The sequence below is a fragment of the Enterovibrio norvegicus FF-33 genome (assembly GCF_000286835.2).
GTDB classification, from domain to species: domain Bacteria; phylum Pseudomonadota; class Gammaproteobacteria; order Enterobacterales; family Vibrionaceae; genus Enterovibrio; species Enterovibrio norvegicus_A.
In genome coordinates this window covers 99194-124153 of sequence record NZ_AJYD02000031.1, presented here as the reverse complement: position 1 = coordinate 124153, position 24960 = coordinate 99194, and the positions used below count along the sequence as shown (strand labels likewise).

Sequence of the window (24960 nt, the reverse complement as noted above, 5' to 3'; positions counted from 1 at the left end):
ATAAACCAAGAACACGACCTTATTTATACCGGAGAGAACATCATGAAATTATCAAAACGCATTGTTGCTACTATTATCGCGCTTCCCCTGATGATGGGTTCTATGTCTGTCATGGCAGCTGGCGGTAAACACAACGACGGCGAAGGCATGCACGGCGGGAAGAGCATGATGGGTGGTAAACACCTGCTGCGCGGCATTGATTTAACCGACGCACAAAAAGAAGAGCTAAAAACACTGCGTGAGCAAAATCGCGATGCCATGAAAGCGAACAAAGGTGCAATGAAAGCTGGCATGATGGCAGAACGCCAAGAAATGCAATCGCTTCTGCTTGCTGACAATTTTGATGAAGCACAAGTCCGCGAACTGGCACAAAAAATGGCCGTCCAGCAAGTGGAACGTCGCGTGAGCATGATGAAACGCCAACATGAAATGTTGAACATTTTGACGCCAGAACAAAAAACAGAAGTGAAAGCGAACATGGAAAAAATGGCCGAACGTCATCAAAACCGCATGAAACACCACGGCTAATCCCCGCCACTAAAGGTTGTCCTTTATGCGCAAGTAACAATCTCCCTTCATGCCGACACGTGTCGGCATGTTGCGTAAAACACGCCCAAGCAAGTCCTTAATTCTGCGTTAAAAAACGGTATACTCTGTTCACTGATTCTTAGTTGTATGCACTCATGACAGAAAAATACGCCCGATTAGTTCAGATGGCCGCGTGGGCGGCAACCATTACCGCCTCATTCCTTTTACTGATGAAGCTGGGCACTTGGTGGTATACCGGCTCGGTTAGTCTATTGGCATCATTGGTCGACTCTCTGATTGATTTGCTTGCGTCCGTGACCAACCTTGTCGTGGTGCGTTATGCACTGCAACCCGCCGATGAAGAACATCGCTTCGGTCACGGCAAAGCGGAATCTCTTGCTGCATTGGCACAGGCGGCCTTTATCGTCGGCTCAGCGTGTTTCCTCGTCCTTAGCGGCATTGAGCGATTGTTTAAACCCACAGAGCTGTTCCACCCTGAAGCGGGTGTTGTGATGAGTGGCATCGCGACCGTCATCACCGCTGGCCTTGTACTATTTCAAAAATGGGTGGTACGACAAACAGGCAGCCAAGCTATCGCGGCAGACTCTTTGCACTATCAATCCGACTTGTACATGAACATCGCGATCATCGTGGCACTGGGATTGGCGTGGTACGGTTTCCCAATGGCGGACTCTATCTTTGCGATTGGTATCGGTATCTTTATTCTTGTCAGTGCATTCCAAATGGCAAGTCAAGCGGTACAGTCGTTACTTGATCATCAACTTCCCGTTGAAGATCAGGAAAAAATCATGTTATTGGCATCGACGGTGTCAGGGGTTGAAGGGGTTCATGATCTGCGAACGCGTCAGGCTGGTGCCACACGCTTTATCCAACTCCATCTTGAATTGGATGACGACCTCCGATTGGTTGATGCTCACGTTATCGCCGATGAAGTTGAGGACAGGCTAGAAATCGCTTTCCCAGGTGCAGATATCCTTATTCACCAAGATCCGGTGTCGGTTGTTGGAAAAACACCACGTGAGCAAAATTAATACATAATCTCCGTCGAAAATTTGCGACGCTTACTGATATTAATCAACGAAAAAACTTCGTGAAATTGTAATAGTCTTTCATAAGTAGGAAAGTTACAGTTTCAAACACGTGACCAGCGAGCTAAACTGGCACGTCAACGCATGCTGAGACATACCCGCGTTACCTGATAAGACTTTTCTTCGGGAAGCTGGGTGTAAGACTCGCGGTCTTAACATGCGAAAATGGATTTGAAATTTCAATTCCCAAAGTCAGAGGGTAACCATGGTTAGTAAAATTGGTGTTTTGACCAGTGGCGGCGACGCCCCGGGTATGAATGCAGCCATCCGCGGCGTTGTGCGCGCAGCATTGAGTGAAGGCATTGAAGTCTGCGGTATTTATGACGGCTACCAAGGCCTTCACCAAAACCGTATTGAAAAACTAAACCGTACTAGCGTATCGGATATCATCAACAGAGGTGGCACCTTCCTAGGTTCAGCTCGCTTCCCTGAATTTAAAGATGAAAAAATTCGTGAGCAAGCCATCCAGAACATGAAGATGCACGGCATCGAAGCGCTGGTTGTGATCGGCGGTGATGGTTCATACATGGGTGCGAAGAAGCTAACCGAAATGGGCTTCCCATGTATTGGTCTGCCAGGCACTATCGACAACGACATCCCAGGTACTGACTACACTATCGGTTACCTGACGGCACTGAACACGGTTGTTGAAGCTATCGACCGTCTACGTGATACCTCATCTTCTCACCAGCGTATTTCTATCGTTGAAGTAATGGGTCGCCACTGTGGTGATCTGACTCTGATGGCGTCAATTGCTGGCGGTTGTGAATACTTCGTCACGCCAGAAATCGGCCTAGACAAAGAGAACCTGATCGCGAAGATCAAAGAAGGTATCTACAAGGGCAAGAAACACGCAATTATCGCGATCACTGAGTTGATGACGGACACCAATGAATTGGCGAAGTACATTGAAGCTGAAACTGGCCGTGAAACGCGCGCAACCATTTTGGGTCACATTCAACGTGGCGGTCAGCCACGTGCGTTCGACCGTATTCTTGCATCACGTATGGGTGCATTTGCGGTTGACCTTTTGATCCAAGGCGAAGGTGGTCGTTGTGTGGGTATCCAGCATGAAAAAATGGTTCACCACGACATCATTGATGCGATTGAAAACATGCGTCGCCCATTCCGCCAAGATCTGTATGACGTAGCAAACAAGCTATTCTGATCATCAGATTGCGCAGACAAGAACGGAGCCTATGGGCTCCGTTTTTTTATTCTGCTTTCCATTGGTATTGCGTCAAAAACGGTGTGACTAAATGCCGTCACCTTCAATGAACTCATTACCACTGATTTTCTGATCCATATCGAATGATGGTGTTTCACTGCTCGGCGTGCCAACAATCTTCGCAGGTACACCTGCCGCAGTGGTGTGCGGAGGAACAGGGATCAACACCACTGAACACGCAGCGATTTTCGCCCCCTCGCCCACTTCAATATTGCCCAGCACTTTTGCGCCTGCGCCAATCATGACACCGGTACGAATTTTCGGGTGACGATCGCCACCTTCTTTGCCCGTCCCGCCTAACGTCACGTCCTGAAGAATGGAAACATCATCTTCAACCACCGCAGTTTCGCCAATGACAATGCCCGTAGCATGATCAAACATGATGCCTCGACCAATACACGCCGCAGGGTGAACATCCACCTGACAGGCCACAGAGATTTGGTTTTGCAAATACACGGCTAACTCACGACGACCTTGATACCAGAGCCAATTCGCTACGCGAAAGCCTTGCAGTGCATGAAAGCCTTTTAGGTAAAGCAAAGGCGTCGAATACAGCTCAATCGCTGGATCGCGTTCCACGGTCGCACAGATATCACACGCGGCAGACGCAACGATGCTGCTGTCTCCTGCATAGGCTTCTTCTACCACTTCGCGCACCGCCATCGCAGGCATACTCGGTGTAGCAAGCTTGTTGGCAAGGATATAGCTTAATGCGGCCGCCAACGTATCGTGCTTAATGATGGTGGCATGGAAAAAGCTCGCCAACATAGGTTCGCGCTCAGTCTGCTCTTTCGCTTCGCGCTTAATGGCCTTCCAGACTTTATCTTGCTGGCATTTTTTATCGCGGCCTTCACCACACATCCTTTGCATCTTCGTACCTTTTCTAACTTGCTCTAACCTTGCTACTCGTGCTGTTGCCGTCTTCTGTCTGTCAGACGCCATTAGGACACGCTTATCATCGTTGGTTAACGGCGATCACATCTTCTCAGTGTGACATAGATACCTAAACAACCCAATATTGAAACTGTTGACCGAAGGTAAGTTTGGCACTGACATTCTCACGTTGCTTGCCATCCGTCGCAAAAATAAAAAACGCGAGAATCACTCTCGCGTTTTTTCAGACTCAATATGGTGCTGCCGACAGTTTAACTATTCGGACGTTCTTTGACGCGCCAGCAAATCTTGCGCTGCTAAACGGGCATCTTTGCCCTCGTAAAGCACTTGATAAATCTGCTCGACGATAGGCATTTCAACGTCCATGCGCTTTGCAAGTACGCGGACTTCTTTGGTATTGCGGTAGCCTTCAACCACCTGACCAATTTCTGTCTGCGCTTCTTCCACGCCTTTACCTTGACCCAGCGCCAAACCAAAACGGCGGTTACGAGATTGGTTATCAGTACAAGTCAGTACTAGATCACCCAAGCCCGCCATGCCCATAAAGGTTTCACGCTCCGCACCAAGCGCCACGCCTAAGCGGGTTAACTCAGCAAGACCGCGAGTGATGAGCGCAGTGCGGGCGTTCGCCCCAAAGCCGATGCCATCAGACATCCCTGCGCCAATCGCAATCACATTTTTCACCGCACCACCGAGTTGAATGCCGGTAAAGTCACTGTTGGCGTAAACACGAAACGTGCGGCTACAGTGAAACTTCTCTTGCAGGTCAGCAAGAAAATCTGCATCCGGTGAAGCAACAGAAATAGCGGTCGGCAGACCTGCAGCCAATTCTTTGGCAAACGTTGGACCTGACAATACCGCCAGCGATACCTCATCACCCAGCTGTTCTCTGGCAACATCTTGCAGTAAACGACCGGTTTCCGGCTCCAGTCCTTTCGTTGCCCAGCAAATACGCTGATCAACACGAAGGAAAGGCTTCGCTTGCGACAAGACCAAACCAAATACATGGCTAGGCACGACCACCAAGATATCTCGGCTCACTTGCACCGCTTCTTCAAGATCGGCACTTAAAATCAGTGAGTCTGGGAAGGCGACACCCGGCAGAAACGCTTCGTTTGAACGATCAATTTCAAGCTGCGCCATATGCGCCGCTTCATGCCCCCACAACACGACGTTGGCACCATTACGAGCCAAAGAGATTGCGAGAGATGTACCGTATGAACCTGCGCCCAATACGGTCATGGCAACATTCGCCATAGCAACATTGGCTTGGGTATTTTCTGTCATTGGTGTCGACCCTTTTCGCTGCGCTTACGCGTCAGCGTTTTCAGTGTTTTGCGTTTGGTTTTGCAGGTAGTTCATGAACAATGCGTCAAAGTTAACTGGCGCAAGGTTCAGTTGTGGGAACGTACCTTTCACAACCAAGCTTGAAATGGTTTCACGTGCGTATGGGAACAGAATGTTCGGGCAGAATGCGCCTAGGCAATGTGCCAATTGTGGTGCTTCCATACCGCCAACGCTGAAGATACCGCCTTGCTGCACTTCACAAAGGAAACCCGTCTCTTCGCCGTTTTTCACGGTAACAGTCAGACGCAGAACCACTTCGTAAACACCTTCGCCTAGCTCACGGCTTTGGGTGTCCAGATCCAAGTTCACATCTGGGTTCCACTCTTGTTGAAAAACGTCTGGAGAGTTAGGCGCTTCAAAAGACACGTCTTTCAGGAAGATACGTTGGATTGCAAAGTTTTGTTGATCTTGTTGGTTGTTCGCTGCTTCAGCCATAATGATAAATCCTTGTTAATTAACCAAATGCTTTCTCGCATTCTAAAATGAGTCAGGCAGCCCCAATAGAGCTGCCTGTCGAATAGCTCACTGTTAGCGTTACTTTTTCTTTTTGTGACGGATAAGTGGCAAATTCGCTTCTCTCCACGAAATCAAGCCATCTTTCAGCACGCTAACATTCTCAAACCCTGCTTTTGTCAGCAAATTCGCGCTTTCAATTGCGGTCTGGCCTGTCTTGCACACCAGAATGATTGGGTCTGATTTATGTTTTTCAATATCACCAAAGGTATTGGCTTTAATGTCTTTCGCCAAAACGTGAAGTGCACCTGCAATATGCCCTCCGCGGTATTCGTCGCGGCTACGGATATCAACAAACACACCATTCTCACGGTTAACCATCACGGTGGCATCATTTGGCGAGACAATTTTGTATGAAGCGGTTTTCTGCTTGATGACTGACAAAATCAGCGCAACAACCAGACCTACCCACACCAGTGACAAAATCACTTCACTTTGAACAAATTCAATAAACTGCTGCATAGTTCGCTTCTACATTCATGTCGGCAAAAAAATCGACCCCGAGTATAACCTCCCGCGCTCGCAAGTACAGCATGGGCTTGGATTTCCATGCTCTCGCTCACTGCCACTAAACAGCAAAAGCTTGAAACAGGTCACACTCATCCCCATTTCAGATGTAAGGCCAAAAACTTTACTTTATCAAACCGCTTAGCAGGCATGCTTTCACTTAATGACTGTTGACTTACTACAACTATTTACTTGGTATTCGTCAGATATGAGAGCCCATCATATTGATAAGACGCGGTACAAGCCGCGAGACATCTAAGCTAAGCGCTTGGCATTACAAATTTTGTTGATTATTTAGCGGAAAAGTTTGCCTACTGCTTAACCAATAAAATGTAGTAAAGTTACGCTAATTGTTTTTATCGAAATTGACATTAAAGAGGACACTGTATGTCTGCTAAGAAGCCTTTGGCTCTCGTTATTCTGGACGGATGGGGTTATCGCGAAGATAACAGCGACAACGCCATTGCTAACGCTAAAACACCGGTTCTTGATGGCTTGATGGCGGGCACCAGCACCCTGATCTCAGCATCAGGCATGGACGTTGGTTTGCCAGATGGTCAAATGGGCAACTCTGAAGTTGGCCACACTAACATTGGCGCAGGTCGTATTGTTTACCAAGACCTGACCCGCATCACTAAAGCCATTGCTGATGGCGAGTTTTTCGACAACGCGGTTCTGACTGGCGCAGTTGATAAAGCAGTGAAAGCTGGCAAAGCGGTTCACATCATGGGCCTGATGTCACCAGGTGGCGTTCACAGCCACGAAGACCACATTGCAGCAGCAATAGAAATGGCGGTTCAGCGCGGCGCTGAAAACGTGTATCTACACTGCTTCCTTGACGGTCGTGACACACCACCTCGCAGTGCGAAAAACTCACTGGCACGTATCGATGAGCTGTTCGCGAAACTGGGTAAAGGCCGCACGGCCTCTATCATTGGTCGTTACTACGCCATGGACCGCGATAACAACTGGGATCGTGTCGAACAAGCGTATGACCTGCTGACTGAAGCAAAAGGCGATTTCACTTACGCATCAGCCGTTGAAGCACTAGAAGCGGCATACGCGCGTGAAGAAAACGACGAATTTGTTAAAGCCTCTGAAATCCGTGCTGAAGGCCAACCTGTTGCGTCTATCAATGACGGCGACAGCCTGATTTTCATGAACTTCCGTGCTGACCGTGCGCGCCAAATCGCTCGCACTTTCCTGCCATCGTTTGACGGTTTCACCCGTTCAAAAGTGGCGGCATTGTCAGATTTCGTGATGTTGACTGAATACGCATCAGACATCGACGCATCTTGCGCATACCCATCAGACAACCTAGTGAATACACTGGGTGAGTGGTTATCGAAAGAAGGGAAAACTCAGCTGCGTATCTCTGAAACAGAAAAATACGCACATGTGACCTTCTTCTTTAACGGCGGCGCTGAAAACGAGTTTGAAGGCGAAGAGCGTGCATTGGTTGCGTCACCAAAAGTGGCCACCTACGATCTACAGCCTGAAATGAGTTCAGAAGAACTAACTGACAAACTGGTTGCTGCAATTAAGAGCGGCAAGTTTGACCAAATCATCTGTAACTACCCGAACGGCGACATGGTTGGCCACACGGGTGTTTACGATGCAGCGGTTAAAGCGTGTGAAGCAGTAGATAGCTGCATCGCTCGTGTGGTTGAAGCCATCAAAGAAGTTGACGGCCAACTGCTGATCACCGCTGACCACGGTAACGCAGAAATGATGGTCGACCCAACAACGGGTGGCATTCACACGGCACACACCAACCTGCCGGTTCCATTGATCTACGTTGGTAGCAAGAATATCGAGCTGCTTGACGGCGGTAAATTGTCCGATCTAGCGCCGACTATGCTTTCATTGACGGATGTGTCTATCCCATCAGACATGACTGGCAAGCCGCTTTACGTGCAAAAATAATGTTTCAATGCTAAATACCACTTCGGTTATTTAGCGATTAAAACGCGTCGATGAGAAAGGAAAAACTCCCTTTTCGTCGGCGCGTTTTTTATTGTCTACCGTTCTCTTTACGCCGCCATTTTTGATCTGAAAATCTTGTTGAATTAGAAGCACTAATATCTTTCTGTTCTTGCGACGCTGAGACACTGAGACACTATCAGTAGTGCAGACCGATGATCAGATTGATATACTGCCAAACATGTTGGGAATAAATTTGCGCTTATCGAAAAAATTGCGCGCCAGTGCTTTATGCACTGGCGTTTTGCTATGCCTGCTTGTCAGCTCATTATCAAACGCCAGCGATGAACAATTATCCGGCGTGAAAAATGAAATTTCCCGACAAGAACAACAACTCAATACGAGCAGCAAACAACTCAACAGCCTGCAATCGGCACTGAAAAAGCAAGAGCAATCTATCAGTGGTTTCGCCAAAAAAATCCGTGACGCCAATGCGATCCTTTCGTCGTTGGCAGACGACATTGCTGCCCTCAACCGTGAAAGTCAACGCTTGGAGCAACGCAAACTCGGACAGATGGAACTACTGAAAGAGTTACTGAACAGCCAATATCGCCAAGGCGAACACAATCAGCTGAACGCGCTGCTTAGCGGGCAAGACACCAACGAACTGGATCGCATGACGGTCTATGCCGAACGTCTTTCCAAAGCTCGTACCGACGCCATCAATGAGTTGGCAGCAACCGATACCGAGTTGCAGCTCAAACGTCGCATGCTGGTTCAGCAAACAGAAAAACAGAAAACTGTGCTGGCATCACTTCAAGCCGATAAAACCAAGCTAGAAAAAGAACAACAGGCACAGAAAAAAACCGCCAGCGCCATTCAACGCCAAATCAGAAGCGACAAATCTTATCTTTCTGAGCTGCGTGATAACGAGAAAAGCCTCAAAGTCGAACTAGAGAAATCCGCAGAATTAGCGCGAGTTGCCGCCGAACAAGCCAAAGTCAAAATGGATGGGCTCGGCAAGTACAAAGGCAAACTGCAGTGGCCAGTAAAAGGCAAAGTACTGCATAGTTATGGCAGTCCGCAAAGTGGTCAATTGCGCTGGAACGGCATGGTCATTTCCGCCAAAGAAGGAGCCGAAGTCAAAGCGGCTCATGATGGCACGGTGGTGTTGTCTAACTGGCTACGCGGATACGGATTGATGGTGGTGGTTGATCACGGCAAAGGCGACATGAGTTTTTATGGCTATAACCAAGCACTGTTGCGCAATGTGGGAGACACAGTAAAAGCGGGAGACCCCGTGGCACTTGTTGGTAACAGCGGCGGGCAAGCCTCCTCCGGCCTTTACTTCGAAATACGGCGTAAAGGCAATGCCACTAACCCTAGCCCTTGGCTCGGGCGGTAAGCGGAGTCGGTAGCAGATGCAAAGGATTGTCACTGTCACCACCTACATCATACTCTCATTAGCACTGCTGCTCGCCATGCCAGCCATGGCGAACCCCTTAACGAAACCCAAGCTCGCGGTGATCATTGACGACCTCGGCTATGACCTGATGCCAAGAGATATCGCCAAACTCCCCGCTGCAATCAGTATCTCTGTGATCCCATTTACGGAGTTTGATACCGCTGTCGCACTGACTGCGCTTAGCCAACACCGTGAAATCTTGCTTCACTTGCCCATGCAAAGCCCACCCGGCGCGCCACAAGAGTCATATGTGCTAACGCTCGATATGTCCAAACTCGAGATGCAAGAGGCCGTGCAAGAGGCGCTGTATCGCGTTCCTCATGCGATTGCGGTGAACAACCATATGGGCAGTTTACTGACTCAGCACAGCGAACCGATGCATTGGATTATGGAGTTGCTCCACGACAGGCAATTGGGATTTATCGACAGCCGTACCACCGTCAATACGGTGGCACAAAAAATCGCGAAGCAACATGGGCTCCCCAACAATCGCCGCCATGTCTTTCTCGACCATTATCTCAATGAAGCATTTATCTCTGATCAACTCGAACTGGCCGTCACACTGGCAGAAAAACGAGGTATCGCGGTCGTGATAGCCCACCCTTTCCCAATCACACTCGATACGCTGCAAAAAGCACTTCCTGAGCTTCAGCAACGGGTTGATTTAGTGCCTATCTCTCAGGCCTTCTTACCCTAAACCGCGATTTTACCTTTGCTCTAGCATTAAAAAACCCGCCGAAGCGGGTTTGATTGTTTTAGTCATCCACGATTGGGGAAGATTACTTCTGCCAATCCAAAATCACTTTGCCTGACATGCCTGAACGCATCATGTCAAAGCCTTGTTGGAAATCATCCACACTATAGTGATGCGTGATGATTGGGCTGAGATCCAAACCTGATTGAATCAAGCTCGCCATCTTGTACCACGTTTCGAACATCTCGCGACCATAGATACCTTTAATCACCAGGCCTTTAAAGATCACTTGGTTCCAGTCGATACCCATGTCTGAAGGCGGAATACCCAGAAGGGCAATACGACCACCATGGTTCATGGTTTTAAGCATGGCATTGAACGCTGACGGGTTACCTGACATTTCCATGCCCACATCGAAGCCTTCACGCATGCCAAGTTCGGCCATCACGTCTTCCAGCTTTTCTTCAGCGACATTTACTGCACGGGTTACACCCATTTTGCGTGCCAAATCCAAACGGTATTCGTTCACATCCGTGATCACCACATGACGCGCGCCCACATGTTTAGCCACCGCGGCAGCCATGATACCGATTGGGCCTGCGCCCGTGATCAATACATCTTCACCCACCAAATCAAACGACAATGCCGTATGAACCGCGTTGCCAAATGGGTCGAAGATTGATGCGAGATCATCAGAGATATCCGCAGGGATTTTGAAAGCATTGAACGCAGGGATCACCAAGTACTCTGCAAATGCACCTTCACGGTTAACACCAACACCGGTGGTATTGCGGCAAAGATGTGTGCGGCCGGCACGGCAGTTACGGCAGTGACCACACGTGATATGACCTTCACCTGAAACACGATCGCCCACAGTGAAACCGCGAACTTCCTGACCCATGGCAACCACTTCACCCACGTATTCGTGACCGACAACCATCGGCACAGGAATGGTCTTTTGTGACCACTCGTCCCAGTTGTAGATATGTACATCGGTGCCACAAATTGCCGTTTTACGGATTTTGATCAGAAGATCGTTGTGACCCACTTCTGGTAGGTCGACTTCTGTCATCCAAATCCCTGGCTCTGGTTTCAGTTTTGCCAGTGCTTTCATTTTGTTTGTCATTGTCACTTACTCAATCAGCCCCATGTCTTTACCCACTTTGATAAAGGCATCGATAGCTTTGTCTAATTGCTCGCGGCTATGTGCAGCCGACATTTGTGTACGAATACGTGCTTGGCCTTTTGGTACCACAGGGAACGAGAAACCTACCACGTAGATACCTTCTTCCATCATACGTTCTGCAAACTCAGCACCCACTTTCGCGTCGCCCAGCATCACAGGAATGATCGCATGATCAGCACCAGAAAGCGTAAAGCCTGCTTCGCTCATGCGTGCACGGAAGTGGCTTGCATTGTCCCAAAGTTGGGTACGCAGATGGCCGCTTTCTTCTAGCAGGTCAATCACGCGGATAGACGCAGACACAATGGCTGGTGCAAGTGAATTCGAGAACAAGTACGGGCGTGAGCGCTGGCGCAGCCAATCAATCACTTCTTTCTTACCCGACGTGTAACCACCTGATGCACCCCCCATGGCTTTGCCCAGCGTGCCGGTAATGATATCGATGCGTTCAATCACGTCATGGTGCTCGTGCGTACCACGACCATTCGCGCCCATAAAGCCCACTGCGTGAGAGTCATCAACCATCACCAATGCGCCGTATTTGTCTGCCAAATCACAAATCGCTGGCAGGTTCGCCACGACGCCGTCCATTGAGAACACACCGTCTGTCACGATAAGCGTGTTACGAGCGCCAGCTTCTTTGGCAGCGATCAGTTGCTGCTCAAGCTCTTCCATGTTGTTGTTGGCATAGCGAAAACGCATCGCTTTACAAAGACGCACACCATCAATGATTGAGGCATGGTTGAGTGCGTCAGAAATGATCGCATCTTCCGCACCCAAAATGGTTTCAAACAAACCCGTGTTGGCATCAAAGCAAGAGGTATAAAGAATGGTGTCTTCCATACCGAGGAAGGTAGAAAGCTTTTCCTCAAGCTCTTTGTGCGCGTCTTGCGTTCCGCAGATGAAACGAACTGATGCCATACCAAAGCCATGCTGATCCATGCCCTTTTGCGCCGCGTCAATCAGCGTTGGGTGGTTCGCTAAGCCAAGATAATTGTTCGCACAGAAATTCAACACTTCAGCGCCGGACGTCACCGAGATACTCGCCTGTTGGGCAGACGTGATCACGCGTTCATCTTTGTACAGACCTTCAGCTTTGGTTTCTTCAAGCTGCTGGCGGATTTGCTGGTAAAAAGCGGCAGTCATCGCTCACTCCATCAAGGAAAACAGGAACAGATTTAAAACGTGCAACCAGTAGATCACTGATAACACAGTATTTATTGCACCATATGCAGCTGATATGCCCAAGGGATGCTTTTAATGCAGTATGACATATCAGAATGGAGGTCGATAATAGAATTATGAGGAAGGCTTCGTCTATCGAATTAGCACATCTTATTGCCATGGATCACGCAGATAAATCACGCAGACGCAGACGCCATTTGCTGACGATAATGCTCAATAATTTCACCCACGACCGCACGGCCTTTGTCGGTTGTCATTGGCGACACCATATTGAGGATCTGAAGGACGCCTTGATAGATAACGGCAGGGGTGATTTTAGCTTGGGGCGCTTGCGCACTTTGATAGAAGATCCAGCTCGATGCGACCAATTTAAGCGTGCTGCACAAAGACGCCAATGCTTCATCTTCCATATCCAGCCAGCCCGTTTCACGAAACTGCCCCAGCATCGCAAACAAGTTGGTTTTAAGGCTTTGTTGCGCCGTCAGATACTTGTTTTGTAACACCGCATCGCGGCGCAAGATATCGGGCAAATTCGCGTAGAAGAAGCGGTAACGCCACATCAACTGAAACGTCGCATCGAGATAAGCAAGCAGACGCTGTTGATCCGATTCAGCAGGGGCTTCTGGCTGAAAACCTACCGTGAGATCGAGCGCGTATTGATCGAAAATACTGTGTATAATCTCTTCCTTATTACGGAAGTGATAATACAAATTTCCTGGGCTAATCCCGAGATCAGCAGCAATGTGATTGGTAGTGACATTCGGTTCACCCTGCTCGTTAAACAGTGCCAATGCAGAATGAATAATGCGATCACGGGTTTTCATGGTTAAACTGCTATCCTCATGCCCAATAGGGAAATGTAAATATTACCATAGCCTCCGCGAGAGTGATGGCGGGGTCTTCTCATTGTCAGATATTAGGTAAAAGTATGATTATAGTGACTGGCGGCGCTGGCATGATTGGCAGCAACATTGTTAAAGCCCTGAACGAACAAGGTATCAACGACATTCTGGTGGTTGATAACCTGAAAGACGGTACCAAGTTCGTGAACCTGGTCGATCTAGACATCGCCGACTACATGGACAAAGAAGACTTCATCACTCAAATCATGGCTGGCGATGATTTCGGCCCGATTGAAGCCATCTTCCACGAAGGTGCATGCTCTGCCACCACCGAGTGGGACGGCAAATACATGATGCTCAACAACTATGAGTATTCAAAAGAGTTACTGCACTTATGCCTTGAGCGTGAAATTCCGTTCCTGTACGCCTCCTCTGCTGCCACCTATGGCGGCCGTGACCATGACTTCATCGAAGAGAAGCCATACGAAGGCGCACTGAACGTTTACGGTTACTCGAAGCAACAATTCGACAACTATGTTCGTCGCATTTGGGCGGATGCAGAAGCGCACGGCGAGAAGCTTTCTCAAATTACTGGTTTCCGCTACTTCAACGTTTATGGTCCACGTGAAGGCCATAAAGGCAGCATGGCGTCAGTGGCATTCCACCTGAACAACCAAATCAAAGACGGTCAGAACCCGAAACTGTTCGAAGGCAGCAATACCTTCAAACGTGATTTCGTCTACGTCGGTGATGTTTGCAAAATGAACCTTTGGTTTCTGGAAAACGGCGTTTCTGGCATCTTCAACTGCGGCACTGGCCGAGCTGAACCTTTCCGCGCTGTGGCTAACGCGGTTATTGCTCACCACAACCAAGGCGAAGTGGAAGAAATACCGTTCCCAGATCACTTGAAAGGCCGCTACCAAGCCTATACCCAAGCCGACCTGACCAAGGTTCGCGCGGCGGGTTACAACGATGAGTTTAAAACTGTCGCTGAAGGCGTTGCCGAATACATGGCAATACTGAATAAGTAACTGGCTGAAAAACGGGCCTCGGTCCGTTTTTTTTCTTCCCTCTGATTTATCTGTAGTTTCGACTCTATGAGCCAAGAATCTAGCACCAACTCCTATTTACCCAAATTCGAATGGGCGTTCCTTCATCCTCGCTATTGGGGAACATGGCTAGGCATGTTCTTTGTCGCGATCCTCGCTTTTGTGCCTTTTCGTTTACGTGACAAGTTCGCAGAATTTCTCGCCAAAAAACTGGTGAAAATGAACAACCGCGCTAAAAAACGTGCCGTGGTCAATCTTCTAGAATGTTTTCCAGAGAAAACCGAAGAAGAGCGTTTTGCGATCTTAGAACAAAGCTATATTAACGCAGGATGCGTGATGCTTGGCTTTGCCACCATCATGATGCGCAGCAAGCACTACTTGGAAAAACGCACGTTATTTCGTAATGAGGAAATCCTCACTGACTTAGTTGAAAACGGCGAGAAAGTGATTTTGCTGGTACCACACAGTTGGGCAATTGATTACCCCGCAGTGCAACTCGCCTCACGTGGCTTACCTGTTGCTGCTATGGTGAAAAAGCAAAAAAACCGGGTGGTCGATTGGCTAATGAATGTGCAACGTCTCAAGTACGGCGGTCGCACCCACGAACGTTCAGACGGCGTGAAGCCCTTCATTAAATCCGTGCGTGAAGGCTATTTGGGATATTACTTGCCTGACGAAGATCATGGCCCAGAACACAGCGTGTTCGTGCCCCTCTTCGCCACCCAGAAAGCGACGCTTTCAGGATTAGGTAAATTGGCAAAACTTAGCCGCGCGAAAATTGTGCCGCTTATGCCTGTTTATAACCGAGAAACTGGTAACTTTGAGGTCATCATCCAGCCCCCGCTGGCACCGTTTCCATCAGGCAGCGAAGAAACAGACGCACGCATGATGAACGAGCGCATCGAGCAGTTTTTGGAAGACGATCCAGGGCAATATATGTGGATTATGAATCTGCTGAGATCTAGGCCGGATGGTAGCCAGCTTTACTAAGCGTAAACAGCAGTATCAGGCTTTCGCACATGTACGATTTTCGAAACTTTGACCAATGACAAGTATTCCTTCAATTAGTATCCATGCAAACTAAAAATTTTGAATTTCAAGGGGTTCTATGTGCAAAAATAAAGGAACATTAAAGTAATGAAAACACCAAAACTTGTAGACCATACGTTAGTCGTTTTCTTTTGTTTATCTTTAATGACATCCAAAGCTGGTCTATATATCAGTTCATCTATGCTATTATTGCGTTTTTTCGTTTTATTTTTCGAGAGTAGAGTTACTTTTACATCTTTTCGTAAAGAACCATTTTATTATCTTCCTTTCATAATTTACTTATTCGGAATTTTCATTACCATCTGTGCTGGCGGCTCTCAAAACGATCTATTAGAATATTCGCGAAAAGGGGGCATGATATTAGTAATTCCACCTTTAGTATATTTTTTTTCAAATACGGAGATGAGAAGCACCTGCATCTACTCTCTTGCTTTTGGCTTCTTTATATCATCAACCCAAGTATTATTACATATAATATCGCATGGCTGGAATGGTGAAAGAATTTCAGGATTTTGGGACATTGGAAGGTGGGGAGAAATTGTAAGCTATATGACACTTCTTTTCCTCCCATTTTTTTATTCAAATAAAAAAAATCACATCATACTAAGTGTCATTATTGTTATTCTAGGATTTGTTTTACTTGCACTTAGTGGTTCAAGAGCTCCTCTGCTCGCATTGATTATAATCCTTCCCAGTTATATGATTTATAAAAAAAGGCAGCATGGCATCTTTTTTTTGGTTGGGCTGATTTTAATTTTCTCTTCACTTCATTATTTATCTTCAGACACTTTTAATAAGTTTTCGTCGAGAGTTGCAAGCATTACGGATACTAGCTCAGATCATTCCAATAGTGCAAGAATTGCAATGTGGAAAACCTCTTTAGGGTTTCTTGGTAGCAACATAAGCACATCACCGTCAGATTTTTTATTTGGAACGGGATCCCATAGCTTTCAAGAAAAGTATGTGTCATATTTGACGACCAATCATGAGAAAGAACACTATAGCGAGAAATTCAACTCCCAGTTTTCATTCAATGATAGTCATAACATGTACTTGGACCTTATTAATAAGCATGGGGTATTATACACATTACTGCTTATTGGTAGCTTGTCCTCTGTTCTATATAGGCTAATTTACTCAAAAAACAAAATATCATCAGATTTTGATGAATGCTTAGTTCTAGTGCTAGTTGGCTTTGCCATAATTGGTGTCTTCTATACATCATACATGGATTATCAGACGTCATTTATATATTTAACCATCTCACTCGCAGCATCAAAATCCATAAGGAGTAGAGCATGAGAATGTCACCTAAAGCATCTGTGATAATTGCATTCTATAACAAGTTAGATTTATTGAAGATTATACTTTCGTCATTGAACAATCAATACGATGGTACTTTCAATGTAATTATTGCTGATGATGGTTCCAGACCTGATGTTGTGGATGGAATAAATGAGATCATTTCACAGTATGATTTTGAGATAATACATGTGTGGCAGGAGGATATTGGTTTTCGCAAGAACAGAATACTAAACAGATCAGTTGTTAAATCCAATGACTATATAATATTTATTGATGGTGACTGTATCCCACAAGATAAGTTTGTATTTGATCACCTAGAAAATGCAATGGAAGGATATTGTCTCAATGGACGAAGAGTAGACTTATCTTCATCTGTTAGCAGTAAGATAACCACACTAAACCCTGATAAATTCTTCATTGAAAACCTACCTGAAATACTAATTAAATACATACTCTCTAAAGGGAAAAACATTGAAAAAGGCTTTCGAATTACAAATAAAAAGATATCTAATCACTTAAACAGAAAGCTAAAAGGTATTGTCGGCTGCAACTTCTCACTATACAAAAAAGACATTTTAGAAATCAACGGATTTGATGAAAGATATCAAGCCGCAGGAACTGGTGAAGACAGTGATGTTGAATACAGATTGAGACTTTCGGGTGTTGAAATAAAGAATATCTTTTACAAAGCTAACCAGGTTCATATTTTCCACAAAGAGCTACCTAGAAGTAAAGTAAATGACTCGATATTTGAAGAGGTCCAAAACCGAAAAATTGCTTTCACCGAACATGGAATTATAAAAAGCGAACGTTAAACTATCCCTCAATCAGTTCCATTCCGTTTAATCGTACGCTTTTTTAAACTTGGTCCATAGGGCGGAGACTATGGACTAAAAGTCAATTCAATACCTTCTCGATCCAACTTGAAAGCATGTACTTTTCTCTTACGGCAGAACTTACTGGCTTAAAGTCTAAATTTATGAAATTTTCTGGTATTTTCTTATCCCTACCAAGTACAAAGAAGTTTTCTTTTGAGTAGAAATCATATTGCATGATTTTATCATTATTCGTAACTAATTTTTTTTCCCAGGCTAATGCTTCATATGGCCTAAATGAGAGGCCTTTTTGATAGTCATAACTCACATCCAGTATAACTCTCGATCTTTCAATAAAAGAAACAAGTTCACTATTTAATACAGGGGTAGTGATAAATTCCATCATAGGGTGTTTTATCTTTCTCTCGTTTTTGCAGCTCCCTGAATGCACTAAAATTTTTGCCTTTAAGTTCTTGTTTGCTTCCAGTATATCTTCTATATATTTACACCTCACTTTGTCATAAGTCATAACCATAAAAATATCATACTCATATGCAATGGGCTTTTCCAATCTAACCAACTCTGGCTTTATAAAGTTTGTAATTGGTTCTAGTCCATATTTACTACAATCATCTGACTCGAAACTAAATACTTTATCAAAGTACTGTAACCGCTCGATATTCCTTGGCGCCTTCGATAAACTATCCCACAAAACGGCCACCATTTTTTTTGACTTAGATTTTATTAACTCAAAGTGCTCCTGATTAAAAACATCAGGACTGGTCATAATGACCACGTCAAAATCCTTTCCTGAAAGATAACCATTTAGGTATGACATTGTATTTTGACTTGTCTTTAATTTTTTATATGGTTCTTTATTAAACAAATTATGGAGTTTTGATAACACCCTCTCGATCTTCCCTGAATAACTAAATCTAATAAAATCAGCATGGTCTAATAAGTGGCTATCATATCCGATCCGCTTCATTTCTTGCACTATTGGTGATGACAGGTTCAGCCAGTCAGGACTGATTAGTAATACTTTCAATTTCCAACTCCTAGATAACAAGCGCTTCCAGAAAGGAAGTCATTTGCATTCTTCTGTTGTGCTAACTTAAGTTTCCCTTAAAATATCATCTTATCCTTTATTGTCTAGGAAATGATGGCTATCTCTTTTTTGATACATCATCACAATGATATCGAGTGACATCGACCACATCCAGGAGTAAGCATTTTTGAAAATATTGATTGTGGGCCCATCATGGGTTGGGGACATGGTCATGTCTCAAAGCCTTTACAAGCGCTTGCTAGAATTGCACCCCAATGTGTTGATTGATGTACTTGCCCCCGCTTGGTGTAAACCTATTCTCGAACGGATGCCTGAGGTTAACCAAGCGATTGAAATGCCTTTAGGGCATGGACAATTCAGCCTGTCACAGCGCTGGATGTTGGGTAAATCTCTTAGAGATAACCACTATGACCATGCCTATATCTTGCCTAATTCAGCAAAATCTGCACTCATCCCCCTGTTTGCTAAAGTCCCTAAACGTACTGGCTGGAAGGGCGAAATGCGCTACGGTTTGTTGAATGACCTGCGTCCAAATCGCAAAATATTCCAATTTATGGTTGAGCGTTACGTGGCTCTTGCTCACAGCAAAAGCACAATGCTGTCTGAAGTGACAATAGACGACATTCCCAACCCAGCACTTAACGTAGACAACGAAAACCAACTCGCTTGCTTACAGCGATTTAATATCTCGCCAGATTTACCCATTGTTGGTTTGTGTCCAGGCGCAGAATTCGGCCCCGCAAAACGCTGGCCTGAACAACACTATGCCTATATAGCCAAACAATTGATCACTGAAGGACATCAGGTATGTCTTTTTGGTGGGCCAAAAGACAAATCGGTGACAGAAAAGATTGTGAAGGCACTCTCTGAACATCAGAAATCTATGTGCTTTGATTTGGCAGGTGAAACTTCATTGGTCGACGCAGTAGATCTATTAGCCGCTTGTCACACAGTTTTTTCAAACGACTCGGGGCTTATGCATGTCGCTGCAGCCGTCAACGCAAATATTGTGGCGATATATGGCTCAAGCTCACCCATGTACACCCCACCGCTTTCACAAAAAGTGAGAGTAGTCGACACTGATATCAATTGCCGCCCTTGTTTTAAACGGGAGTGCCCTTTGGGTCACTTAAAATGCCTCAATGAGTTAATGCCAGCAAAAGTGCTGGATGCATACCGCGACCTGAATCGAAACCAGAACTTGGAATGATCGTAGGTAGCAACGTGCTAACTATCAAGGATATCCATAAAGCAAGGCCCTAACAAAATGCAACACCTCGATTTCTAATCGATCGCGGGTTGTGAAAAAACTGTAAGTTCAATACCTTATTAAGATATTTTCCTGCTAATGGTGTACGGTGTTTTAGGAAGGCAACATCGAACTCGAACAACACGCCTAAGATACCGTGCATTAATGGATTGATTCACCAAAACATAGGAATGGAACTCCATGACTCAAACAGTAATATCCATCGTATGCCCATGCTTTAACGAGCAAGAAGTCATTCATACGTTTACAGATAAAATCACTGGGATTATGTCTGCAACTGACTTTAGCTACGAGTTGCTGTTTGTCAACGATGGTAGCAAAGACAACACTCTCTCTGTTCTTCATGAGCTTGCTGCAAAAAACACACACATACGTGTACTCAATCTGTCACGTAATTTTGGCAAAGAAGCCGCGCTGACGGCTGGCCTTGACCATGCTAAGGGCGAGGTCATCATTCCGATCGATGCCGATCTACAGGACCCGCCAGAACTTATTCATGATTTTTTGCGAGAATGGCAAAAAGGCTATGATGTCGTTGTCGCCAAACGCATCGACAGAAGCAGCGATACGCTTGCAAAAAAAATCACCGCGAGTCTGTTTTATAAGTTCCACAACAGTATTGCAGACGTCGAAATCCCCGATAATGTCGGCGACTTTCGGTTAATCACTCGTCGAGTAGTCCAGGCCATACAGCTATTACCCGAGAACCAACGCTTTATGAAGGGTATTTTCTCTTGGGTTGGATTTAAAACGTCTGTCGTTGAATATGTTCGCCAACCCCGCGCAGCCGGAGAGACTAGTTTTAACGGCTGGCGCCTGTGGAACTTCGCGCTTGAAGGTATCACCAGCTTTAGCACAGCACCACTTCGTATTTGGCTCTATCTGGGCGTATTTTTTTCTACCGTCGCCTTTCTTTACGGCAGTTCAATAATACTTAAGACATTGATTTTTGGTATTGATTTGCCCGGCTATGCCTCTATGCTCACTGCGATACTGTTTTTTGGCGGTGTTCAACTTATCGGCCTTGGAGTCTTAGGCGAATACTTAGGTCGTTTGTATATGGAATCCAAAAGGCGACCAATATATATCGTCGAAAGCGACTCCGATGCGTCTTCCTGCGATAAACACTGATGTCTTCACTGTCTGAAAAATTCCTTGCGCACCGAGTTGCGCGCTTTGGTCTGACAGGTGGATTAGCCAGCTTGACCCACATCAGCGTCGCCTTCGCTATGTTGCACTTTTCAGCATCCAGCGTATTTGCGGCAAACCTGATTGGGTTTGCCTGCGCATTTAGCTTGTCGTATTTGATGCAGTCATTATTTGTATTCAAAAAATCACTATCACTTAAGAATGCAACGCGGTTTTTCATCGTACAGTTTTCTGCACTTTTGATCTCACAACTGATTAGCGAATCGCTCAGTGACACAAACAACTATCTGCGCGTCATGCTAGTTGTGTTTATGATCCCGATGGTGACCTATGTTATTCATCGATTTTGGACTTATAAAGAAACACCACCCTCAACGGACTAGTTTTACGGATAAACCAATGACCCCTGATTTATTCACCCGCTTTGCCCCCTCGCTTCAACGGGCTGGGTTCTATCTTGGCCTAATGCTCGCTATTTTGTATGCCAGCAACCAGATCTTAACTGGCGATCAAACTCAAATGGTCCACAAAGGCTACCTGGGTGCCTATCAAGGCGTTTGGCTTGCATTTGGCAACGCGGCCAGTGCAGTAGGCAATGTACCCGGTTCGCTGTCTGCGTGGATAGTCGGTGGCCCACTGCTCTTGTGGGATAACCCTTGGTCACCCATGCTGATGATTATCGCCCTGCGGGTGGTGTCGTTCTTTCTTTTTGATGCTGTCATAAAAGCGGTGTTTAGCCCGCCTGTTCGCCTTGTGTTTATGGTGGCCTATTGGCTGAACCCATGGTTGCTCTACGACAGCCTAATCTACAACCCTGCCTATCTTTGCTTTTTCACTGCGCTGCACTTTTGGTCGGCATTTAAGCTTAGAGAGAAATCGTCTTTCATTTATAGCTTTTTGCATGTGCTGGCGATTGGCGGCGCGATGCAATTCCATTACTCGTGGCCAGTATTGGCGGTCATCTCTTGCTATCTTCTTTACCGTAAAATGGCACATCCTAATTGGGCGGGTGTCATGGTTGGTGGCATGGTTGTTCTCGCATCTCTTATTCCCTATTTTCAGGAATACATGGTTAACGAGAGTATCAATCGAGAAAGCGATCGCTATATCGGTTATGGCGCGGTTCACGTTTACCCGGTACTCAAAGCGGTACTTTATTGGATTCGCTAGGGCTCTACGATGTTTTCAAATCGGCTGATCACGGATGTCAGTTTTGACTGGATCACCACCATCAGCTGGCTACAGATGACTATTCAGTATTGCTGGCAGGCGTTACTTTATTTGGTAGGCGCGACAACCGTGGTGATCTCCGCCAAAGTGAACTGGCGTGCATGGAAGACCATCAAACCCATAATTAAACGCGACAAGCCCATTGCAGATGACACACATTGGTTGCTCTTGTTTGCAGGCGCGACTGTGTTGGCCATCATCATCAACGCCATGCTCTCGCCCATTACTTTTTCCTACTGGCATTTAATCCTGACCTTCCCGCTGGCTCTGATCCCAGTGCTGATCGCCGCAGAAACATGGCGCATTGCAATGCCAGAACGCTTCAGTCGCGGACTGATTGCCTTGTCGGCATTCTTTCTGGTGGTTAATCTTGTTGCGGCGCACGACAGCGATAAATACTCCTACAACGTCGATTATGCCGAACAAGTACAGCAATATCTGATTGATGAAGGACTGTCTAAGTAGCCACTTATTCCTTCTAAAGGGCTCGATATCGAGCCCTTTGTTGTAAACTAGCCCCAGGTTTTCCAAACAAGGTTTTCGTGTGCGTCTTCTTTATACACTTTTACTTTTCATCGCTGCCCCTTTTCTTCTTCTGGGTCTCTATCGCGCCAAAGATGGGAAACCTCGTGTGGGTAAGCGCTGGGTTGAGCATTTTGGAAGAACGCCAGCACTTGTAGGCCAACGTCCAATTTGGATTCATGCTGTTTCCGTCGGTGAAGTGATTGCCGCAAAACCGATTATTCTGGCGCTTCGCAAGACATATCCAGACGCTTCGATACTCGTTACCACCACAACGACAACAGGTGCCGCGATTGCGAGCAAGCTTGGCGATGGTGTCGAGCACAGATACATGCCAATCGACTTTTCCTTTGCTGTCAGCGGCTTTTTGAAACGCATGAATCCAAAAATCATGTTGATCATGGAAACCGAGCTTTGGCCGAATACCTTAACGGCAGTGAAACAAGCTGGCATCCCAATCATCGTGATGAATGCACGACTGTCGGAAAAGTCGATGCGCGGCTATCAGCGTGTACAGCCGCTATTCACTCTGCTTTCAAACAATATCGACCACATTCTTTGCCAATTTAAAGACGATGCTCATCGTTTCGTTCAACTTGGCGTCAATTCACAGCATGTTTCCGTATCAGGCTCAGTGAAATTTGATTTACCTGAATTTGATGAATCTAACCATGCTGTCGTCGCGCTGAAACAAGTACTTAAACAACGTCCAGCATGGGTAGCAGCGAGTACCCACCCTGGCGAAGACGAGATTTTACTCGACGCTCATCAAGCGCTATTGGCGAAACAACCCGACGCTTTATTGGTGCTGGTTCCACGCCACCCCGAACGCTTCGGCGACGTTGCAGCACTGATTGAACAGAAAGGATTTTCACTGTCACGTCGCAGCCAATCACAGCCTATTAATGACAATACGCAAGTGTATTTGGGCGATACCATGGGTGAAATGATGACCTTACTTGCCACGTCGACCGTGACGTTTATGGCGGGAAGTCTGATGGGAGAGAAGATTGGTGGCCACAACTTGCTGGAACCCGCTTCTCTTGGGAAACCTCAAATTACAGGTCCTAGCTACTTTAACTTTCAGGTGATTGGCGATCAGTTAATAGAAGCCGGTGCTTGTGAGGTGCAAGAAACGCCATCAGACATTGCCAATGCGCTATTGGGTTTAATGAACAACCCAGAGAAATGCCAACAAGCAGGAGAAGCCGCGCTGAATGTGGTGGAGAGAAACCGTGGCGCGGTCGCTAAAACACTTGAAGCGATAGCACCGTGGATTGATGCCCAGAAACAATAACTAATAATTTGCAGATTCCAGATTATCTAGCTGCTTGCTCTTGATAACCAATCAATAACGCATCCCAATCTGTTTCCTGCCACTGGATGTGTCGCTTGTTCAGCTCTTTTCGAAATGAGCGAAGCAAGCGGCTGAGATTAGATGCCTTCCAGCCTTCCCCTGTTTTTTTGCCGCATTTATCAAAATCAATTAACCAGCACGTGCCTGTGGTATCGAGCAAAATATTGTGGATATTGAGATCAGTGTGACACACTCCAGCATCATGAAGCTTTCTCACCATGACGCCAATCCGGTGGTAATGAGAAGCTTCGAGCGGGGCTTCCATCAAGATATCGACCAAATCTTTTGCGCCATCGATTTTTTCCACCAGCAAGTCCGCTTGGTAGGTCAATCCATCCCGAATCGCTCGAGCAGCTATCGGACGTGGTACTGATATGCCCTTTTCACGCAGATAAGTCAGTAGCTGAAACTCTTGCGCCGAGCGGGTGTTTCCCCATCCGGTAAACGCATAGCTATCACGAACCAATTTGCCGAACAAACCACCACGCCGATAGTGACGCAGTGCCGCAGGCACAGACGCAGTTTGCACAAACCAAGTAGTGCCTCGCCCAGAAGCGGAGCCAATCACGGCATTTTTATTCTGCCAGAACTCAACGTCAAAACAGCGTGCCGGATCTTCACTTAACAGGGATTTGTCATACCAAATGCGCGTGTTGTTATCGACCAATAGATCCACAGAGATTCCTTTGCATATTCGCGAAAAACGCATCGGCTAGCGCCCATGAC

The 24960-nt window shown here is 46.4% G+C and carries 25 protein-coding genes; 16 read left to right on the top strand and 9 right to left on the bottom strand.

All coding sequences use genetic code 11. From position 1 onward, the window contains the following. Nucleotides 1–42: 42 nt before the first annotated feature. The 3 genes from A1OO_RS07755 to pfkA all read left to right on the top strand — a co-directional run bounded on the left by A1OO_RS07755 (nucleotide 43) and on the right by pfkA (nucleotide 2805). Nucleotides 43–528: a CpxP family protein gene (locus tag A1OO_RS07755; protein ID WP_016961922.1), complete on the top strand. Its 486-nt coding sequence runs from the start codon at nucleotides 43–45 to the stop codon at nucleotides 526–528. 155 nt (nucleotides 529–683) lie between these two features. Continuing rightward, nucleotides 684–1580 carry a CDF family cation-efflux transporter FieF gene (gene fieF, locus A1OO_RS07750; RefSeq protein ID WP_017006096.1) on the top strand — a complete coding sequence of 299 codons (897 nt, stop codon included), beginning with the start codon at nucleotides 684–686 and terminating at the stop codon, nucleotides 1578–1580. Nucleotides 1581–1842: 262 nt separating this feature from the next. Further along, complete coding sequence (gene pfkA, locus A1OO_RS07745) at nucleotides 1843–2805, top strand: 6-phosphofructokinase (protein ID WP_016961920.1); 963 nt, start codon at nucleotides 1843–1845, stop codon at nucleotides 2803–2805. An 87-nt stretch (nucleotides 2806–2892) separates the two neighbouring features. On the opposite strand, the gene cysE is transcribed toward pfkA, so the two are convergent. The 4 genes from cysE to A1OO_RS07725 form a co-directional block, all read right to left on the bottom strand. Beyond that, entirely contained in the window at nucleotides 2893–3735 is an 843-nt protein-coding gene (gene cysE, locus A1OO_RS07740) for a serine O-acetyltransferase (RefSeq protein ID WP_016961919.1), read from the bottom strand. 279 nt (nucleotides 3736–4014) lie between these two features. Next, nucleotides 4015–5046 carry an NAD(P)H-dependent glycerol-3-phosphate dehydrogenase gene (gpsA, locus tag A1OO_RS07735; RefSeq protein WP_016961918.1) on the bottom strand — a complete coding sequence of 344 codons (1032 nt, stop codon included), beginning with the start codon at nucleotides 5044–5046 and terminating at the stop codon, nucleotides 4015–4017. A 24-nt stretch (nucleotides 5047–5070) separates the two neighbouring features. Beyond that, nucleotides 5071–5541, bottom strand: a complete 471-nt coding sequence (gene secB, locus A1OO_RS07730; protein ID WP_016961917.1) for a protein-export chaperone SecB — start codon at nucleotides 5539–5541, stop codon at nucleotides 5071–5073. 99 nt (nucleotides 5542–5640) lie between these two features. Beyond that, entirely contained in the window at nucleotides 5641–6081 is a 441-nt protein-coding gene (locus tag A1OO_RS07725; RefSeq protein ID WP_016961916.1) for a rhodanese-like domain-containing protein, read from the bottom strand. Between the two features lie 432 nt (nucleotides 6082–6513). Here A1OO_RS07725 and gpmM point away from each other — a divergent pair, with 432 nt between their 5' ends. The 3 genes from gpmM to A1OO_RS07710 all read left to right on the top strand — a co-directional run bounded on the left by gpmM (nucleotide 6514) and on the right by A1OO_RS07710 (nucleotide 10211). Beyond that, nucleotides 6514–8052, top strand: a complete 1539-nt coding sequence (gpmM, locus tag A1OO_RS07720; protein ID WP_017002678.1) for a 2,3-bisphosphoglycerate-independent phosphoglycerate mutase — start codon at nucleotides 6514–6516, stop codon at nucleotides 8050–8052. A 238-nt stretch (nucleotides 8053–8290) separates the two neighbouring features. Further along, complete coding sequence (locus A1OO_RS07715; RefSeq protein ID WP_026023773.1) at nucleotides 8291–9454, top strand: peptidoglycan DD-metalloendopeptidase family protein; 1164 nt, start codon at nucleotides 8291–8293, stop codon at nucleotides 9452–9454. Between the two features lie 16 nt (nucleotides 9455–9470). Beyond that, the gene (locus tag A1OO_RS07710) at nucleotides 9471–10211 is read left to right on the top strand and encodes a divergent polysaccharide deacetylase family protein (protein WP_017002676.1); all 741 of its coding nucleotides are present in this window, start codon (nucleotides 9471–9473) and stop codon (nucleotides 10209–10211) included. 82 nt (nucleotides 10212–10293) lie between these two features. On the opposite strand, the gene tdh is transcribed toward A1OO_RS07710, so the two are convergent. The 3 genes from tdh to A1OO_RS07695 form a co-directional block, all read right to left on the bottom strand. Continuing rightward, nucleotides 10294–11334, bottom strand: coding sequence for an L-threonine 3-dehydrogenase (gene tdh / locus A1OO_RS07705; protein ID WP_016961912.1), 1041 nt, complete (start codon nucleotides 11332–11334; stop codon nucleotides 10294–10296). A 6-nt stretch (nucleotides 11335–11340) separates the two neighbouring features. Continuing rightward, complete coding sequence (locus A1OO_RS07700; RefSeq protein ID WP_017002675.1) at nucleotides 11341–12537, bottom strand: glycine C-acetyltransferase; 1197 nt, start codon at nucleotides 12535–12537, stop codon at nucleotides 11341–11343. A gap of 215 nt (nucleotides 12538–12752) precedes the next feature. After that, nucleotides 12753–13400 carry a TetR/AcrR family transcriptional regulator gene (locus A1OO_RS07695; RefSeq protein WP_016961910.1) on the bottom strand — a complete coding sequence of 216 codons (648 nt, stop codon included), beginning with the start codon at nucleotides 13398–13400 and terminating at the stop codon, nucleotides 12753–12755. Nucleotides 13401–13504: 104 nt separating this feature from the next. On the opposite strand from A1OO_RS07695, the gene rfaD reads away from it, so the two are divergent. From rfaD to A1OO_RS07675, 4 genes are all read left to right on the top strand, one after another. After that, nucleotides 13505–14449, top strand: a complete 945-nt coding sequence (gene rfaD, locus A1OO_RS07690) for an ADP-glyceromanno-heptose 6-epimerase (RefSeq protein WP_017002674.1) — start codon at nucleotides 13505–13507, stop codon at nucleotides 14447–14449. Between the two features lie 66 nt (nucleotides 14450–14515). Then, nucleotides 14516–15457 (top strand): lauroyl-Kdo(2)-lipid IV(A) myristoyltransferase, encoded by a 942-nt coding sequence (gene lpxM / locus A1OO_RS07685; protein ID WP_026023772.1) that lies wholly within the window; start codon nucleotides 14516–14518, stop codon nucleotides 15455–15457. Between the two features lie 147 nt (nucleotides 15458–15604). Beyond that, on the top strand, nucleotides 15605–16819 hold the full coding sequence (locus tag A1OO_RS07680) for an O-antigen ligase family protein (protein WP_017002672.1): 1215 nt from the start codon (nucleotides 15605–15607) through the stop codon (nucleotides 16817–16819). After that, nucleotides 16816–17637: a glycosyltransferase gene (locus A1OO_RS07675; RefSeq protein ID WP_017002671.1), complete on the top strand. Its 822-nt coding sequence runs from the start codon at nucleotides 16816–16818 to the stop codon at nucleotides 17635–17637. Before A1OO_RS07680 ends, A1OO_RS07675 begins: the two co-directional genes overlap by 4 nt. A gap of 82 nt (nucleotides 17638–17719) precedes the next feature. On the opposite strand, the gene A1OO_RS07670 is transcribed toward A1OO_RS07675, so the two are convergent. After that, a complete protein-coding gene (locus A1OO_RS07670) occupies nucleotides 17720–18685 on the bottom strand; it encodes a hypothetical protein (RefSeq protein ID WP_017002670.1) in 966 nt (321 codons plus the stop codon). Between the two features lie 187 nt (nucleotides 18686–18872). Between A1OO_RS07670 and waaF the strand changes: the two genes are divergently transcribed. The 6 genes from waaF to waaA all read left to right on the top strand — a co-directional run bounded on the left by waaF (nucleotide 18873) and on the right by waaA (nucleotide 24174). Continuing rightward, nucleotides 18873–19916: a lipopolysaccharide heptosyltransferase II gene (waaF, locus tag A1OO_RS07665; RefSeq protein ID WP_017002669.1), complete on the top strand. Its 1044-nt coding sequence runs from the start codon at nucleotides 18873–18875 to the stop codon at nucleotides 19914–19916. A gap of 240 nt (nucleotides 19917–20156) precedes the next feature. Continuing rightward, a complete protein-coding gene (locus tag A1OO_RS07660) occupies nucleotides 20157–21107 on the top strand; it encodes a glycosyltransferase family 2 protein (RefSeq protein WP_017002668.1) in 951 nt (316 codons plus the stop codon). Further along, nucleotides 21107–21508, top strand: coding sequence for a GtrA family protein (locus A1OO_RS07655; protein ID WP_017002667.1), 402 nt, complete (start codon nucleotides 21107–21109; stop codon nucleotides 21506–21508). The genes A1OO_RS07660 and A1OO_RS07655 overlap by 1 nt, the downstream gene beginning before the upstream one ends. A 16-nt stretch (nucleotides 21509–21524) precedes the next feature. After that, entirely contained in the window at nucleotides 21525–22295 is a 771-nt protein-coding gene (locus tag A1OO_RS23765; protein ID WP_017002666.1) for a hypothetical protein, read from the top strand. Nucleotides 22296–22304: 9 nt separating this feature from the next. Beyond that, nucleotides 22305–22820 carry a hypothetical protein gene (locus A1OO_RS23760; RefSeq protein WP_017002665.1) on the top strand — a complete coding sequence of 172 codons (516 nt, stop codon included), beginning with the start codon at nucleotides 22305–22307 and terminating at the stop codon, nucleotides 22818–22820. A gap of 79 nt (nucleotides 22821–22899) precedes the next feature. Further along, a complete protein-coding gene (gene waaA, locus A1OO_RS07645; RefSeq protein ID WP_017002664.1) occupies nucleotides 22900–24174 on the top strand; it encodes a lipid IV(A) 3-deoxy-D-manno-octulosonic acid transferase in 1275 nt (424 codons plus the stop codon). A 22-nt stretch (nucleotides 24175–24196) separates the two neighbouring features. Here waaA and A1OO_RS07640 read toward each other — a convergent pair whose 3' ends face one another. Next, the gene (locus tag A1OO_RS07640; RefSeq protein ID WP_017002663.1) at nucleotides 24197–24910 is read right to left on the bottom strand and encodes a 3-deoxy-D-manno-octulosonic acid kinase; all 714 of its coding nucleotides are present in this window, start codon (nucleotides 24908–24910) and stop codon (nucleotides 24197–24199) included. Between the last annotated feature and the right edge of the window lie 50 nt (nucleotides 24911–24960).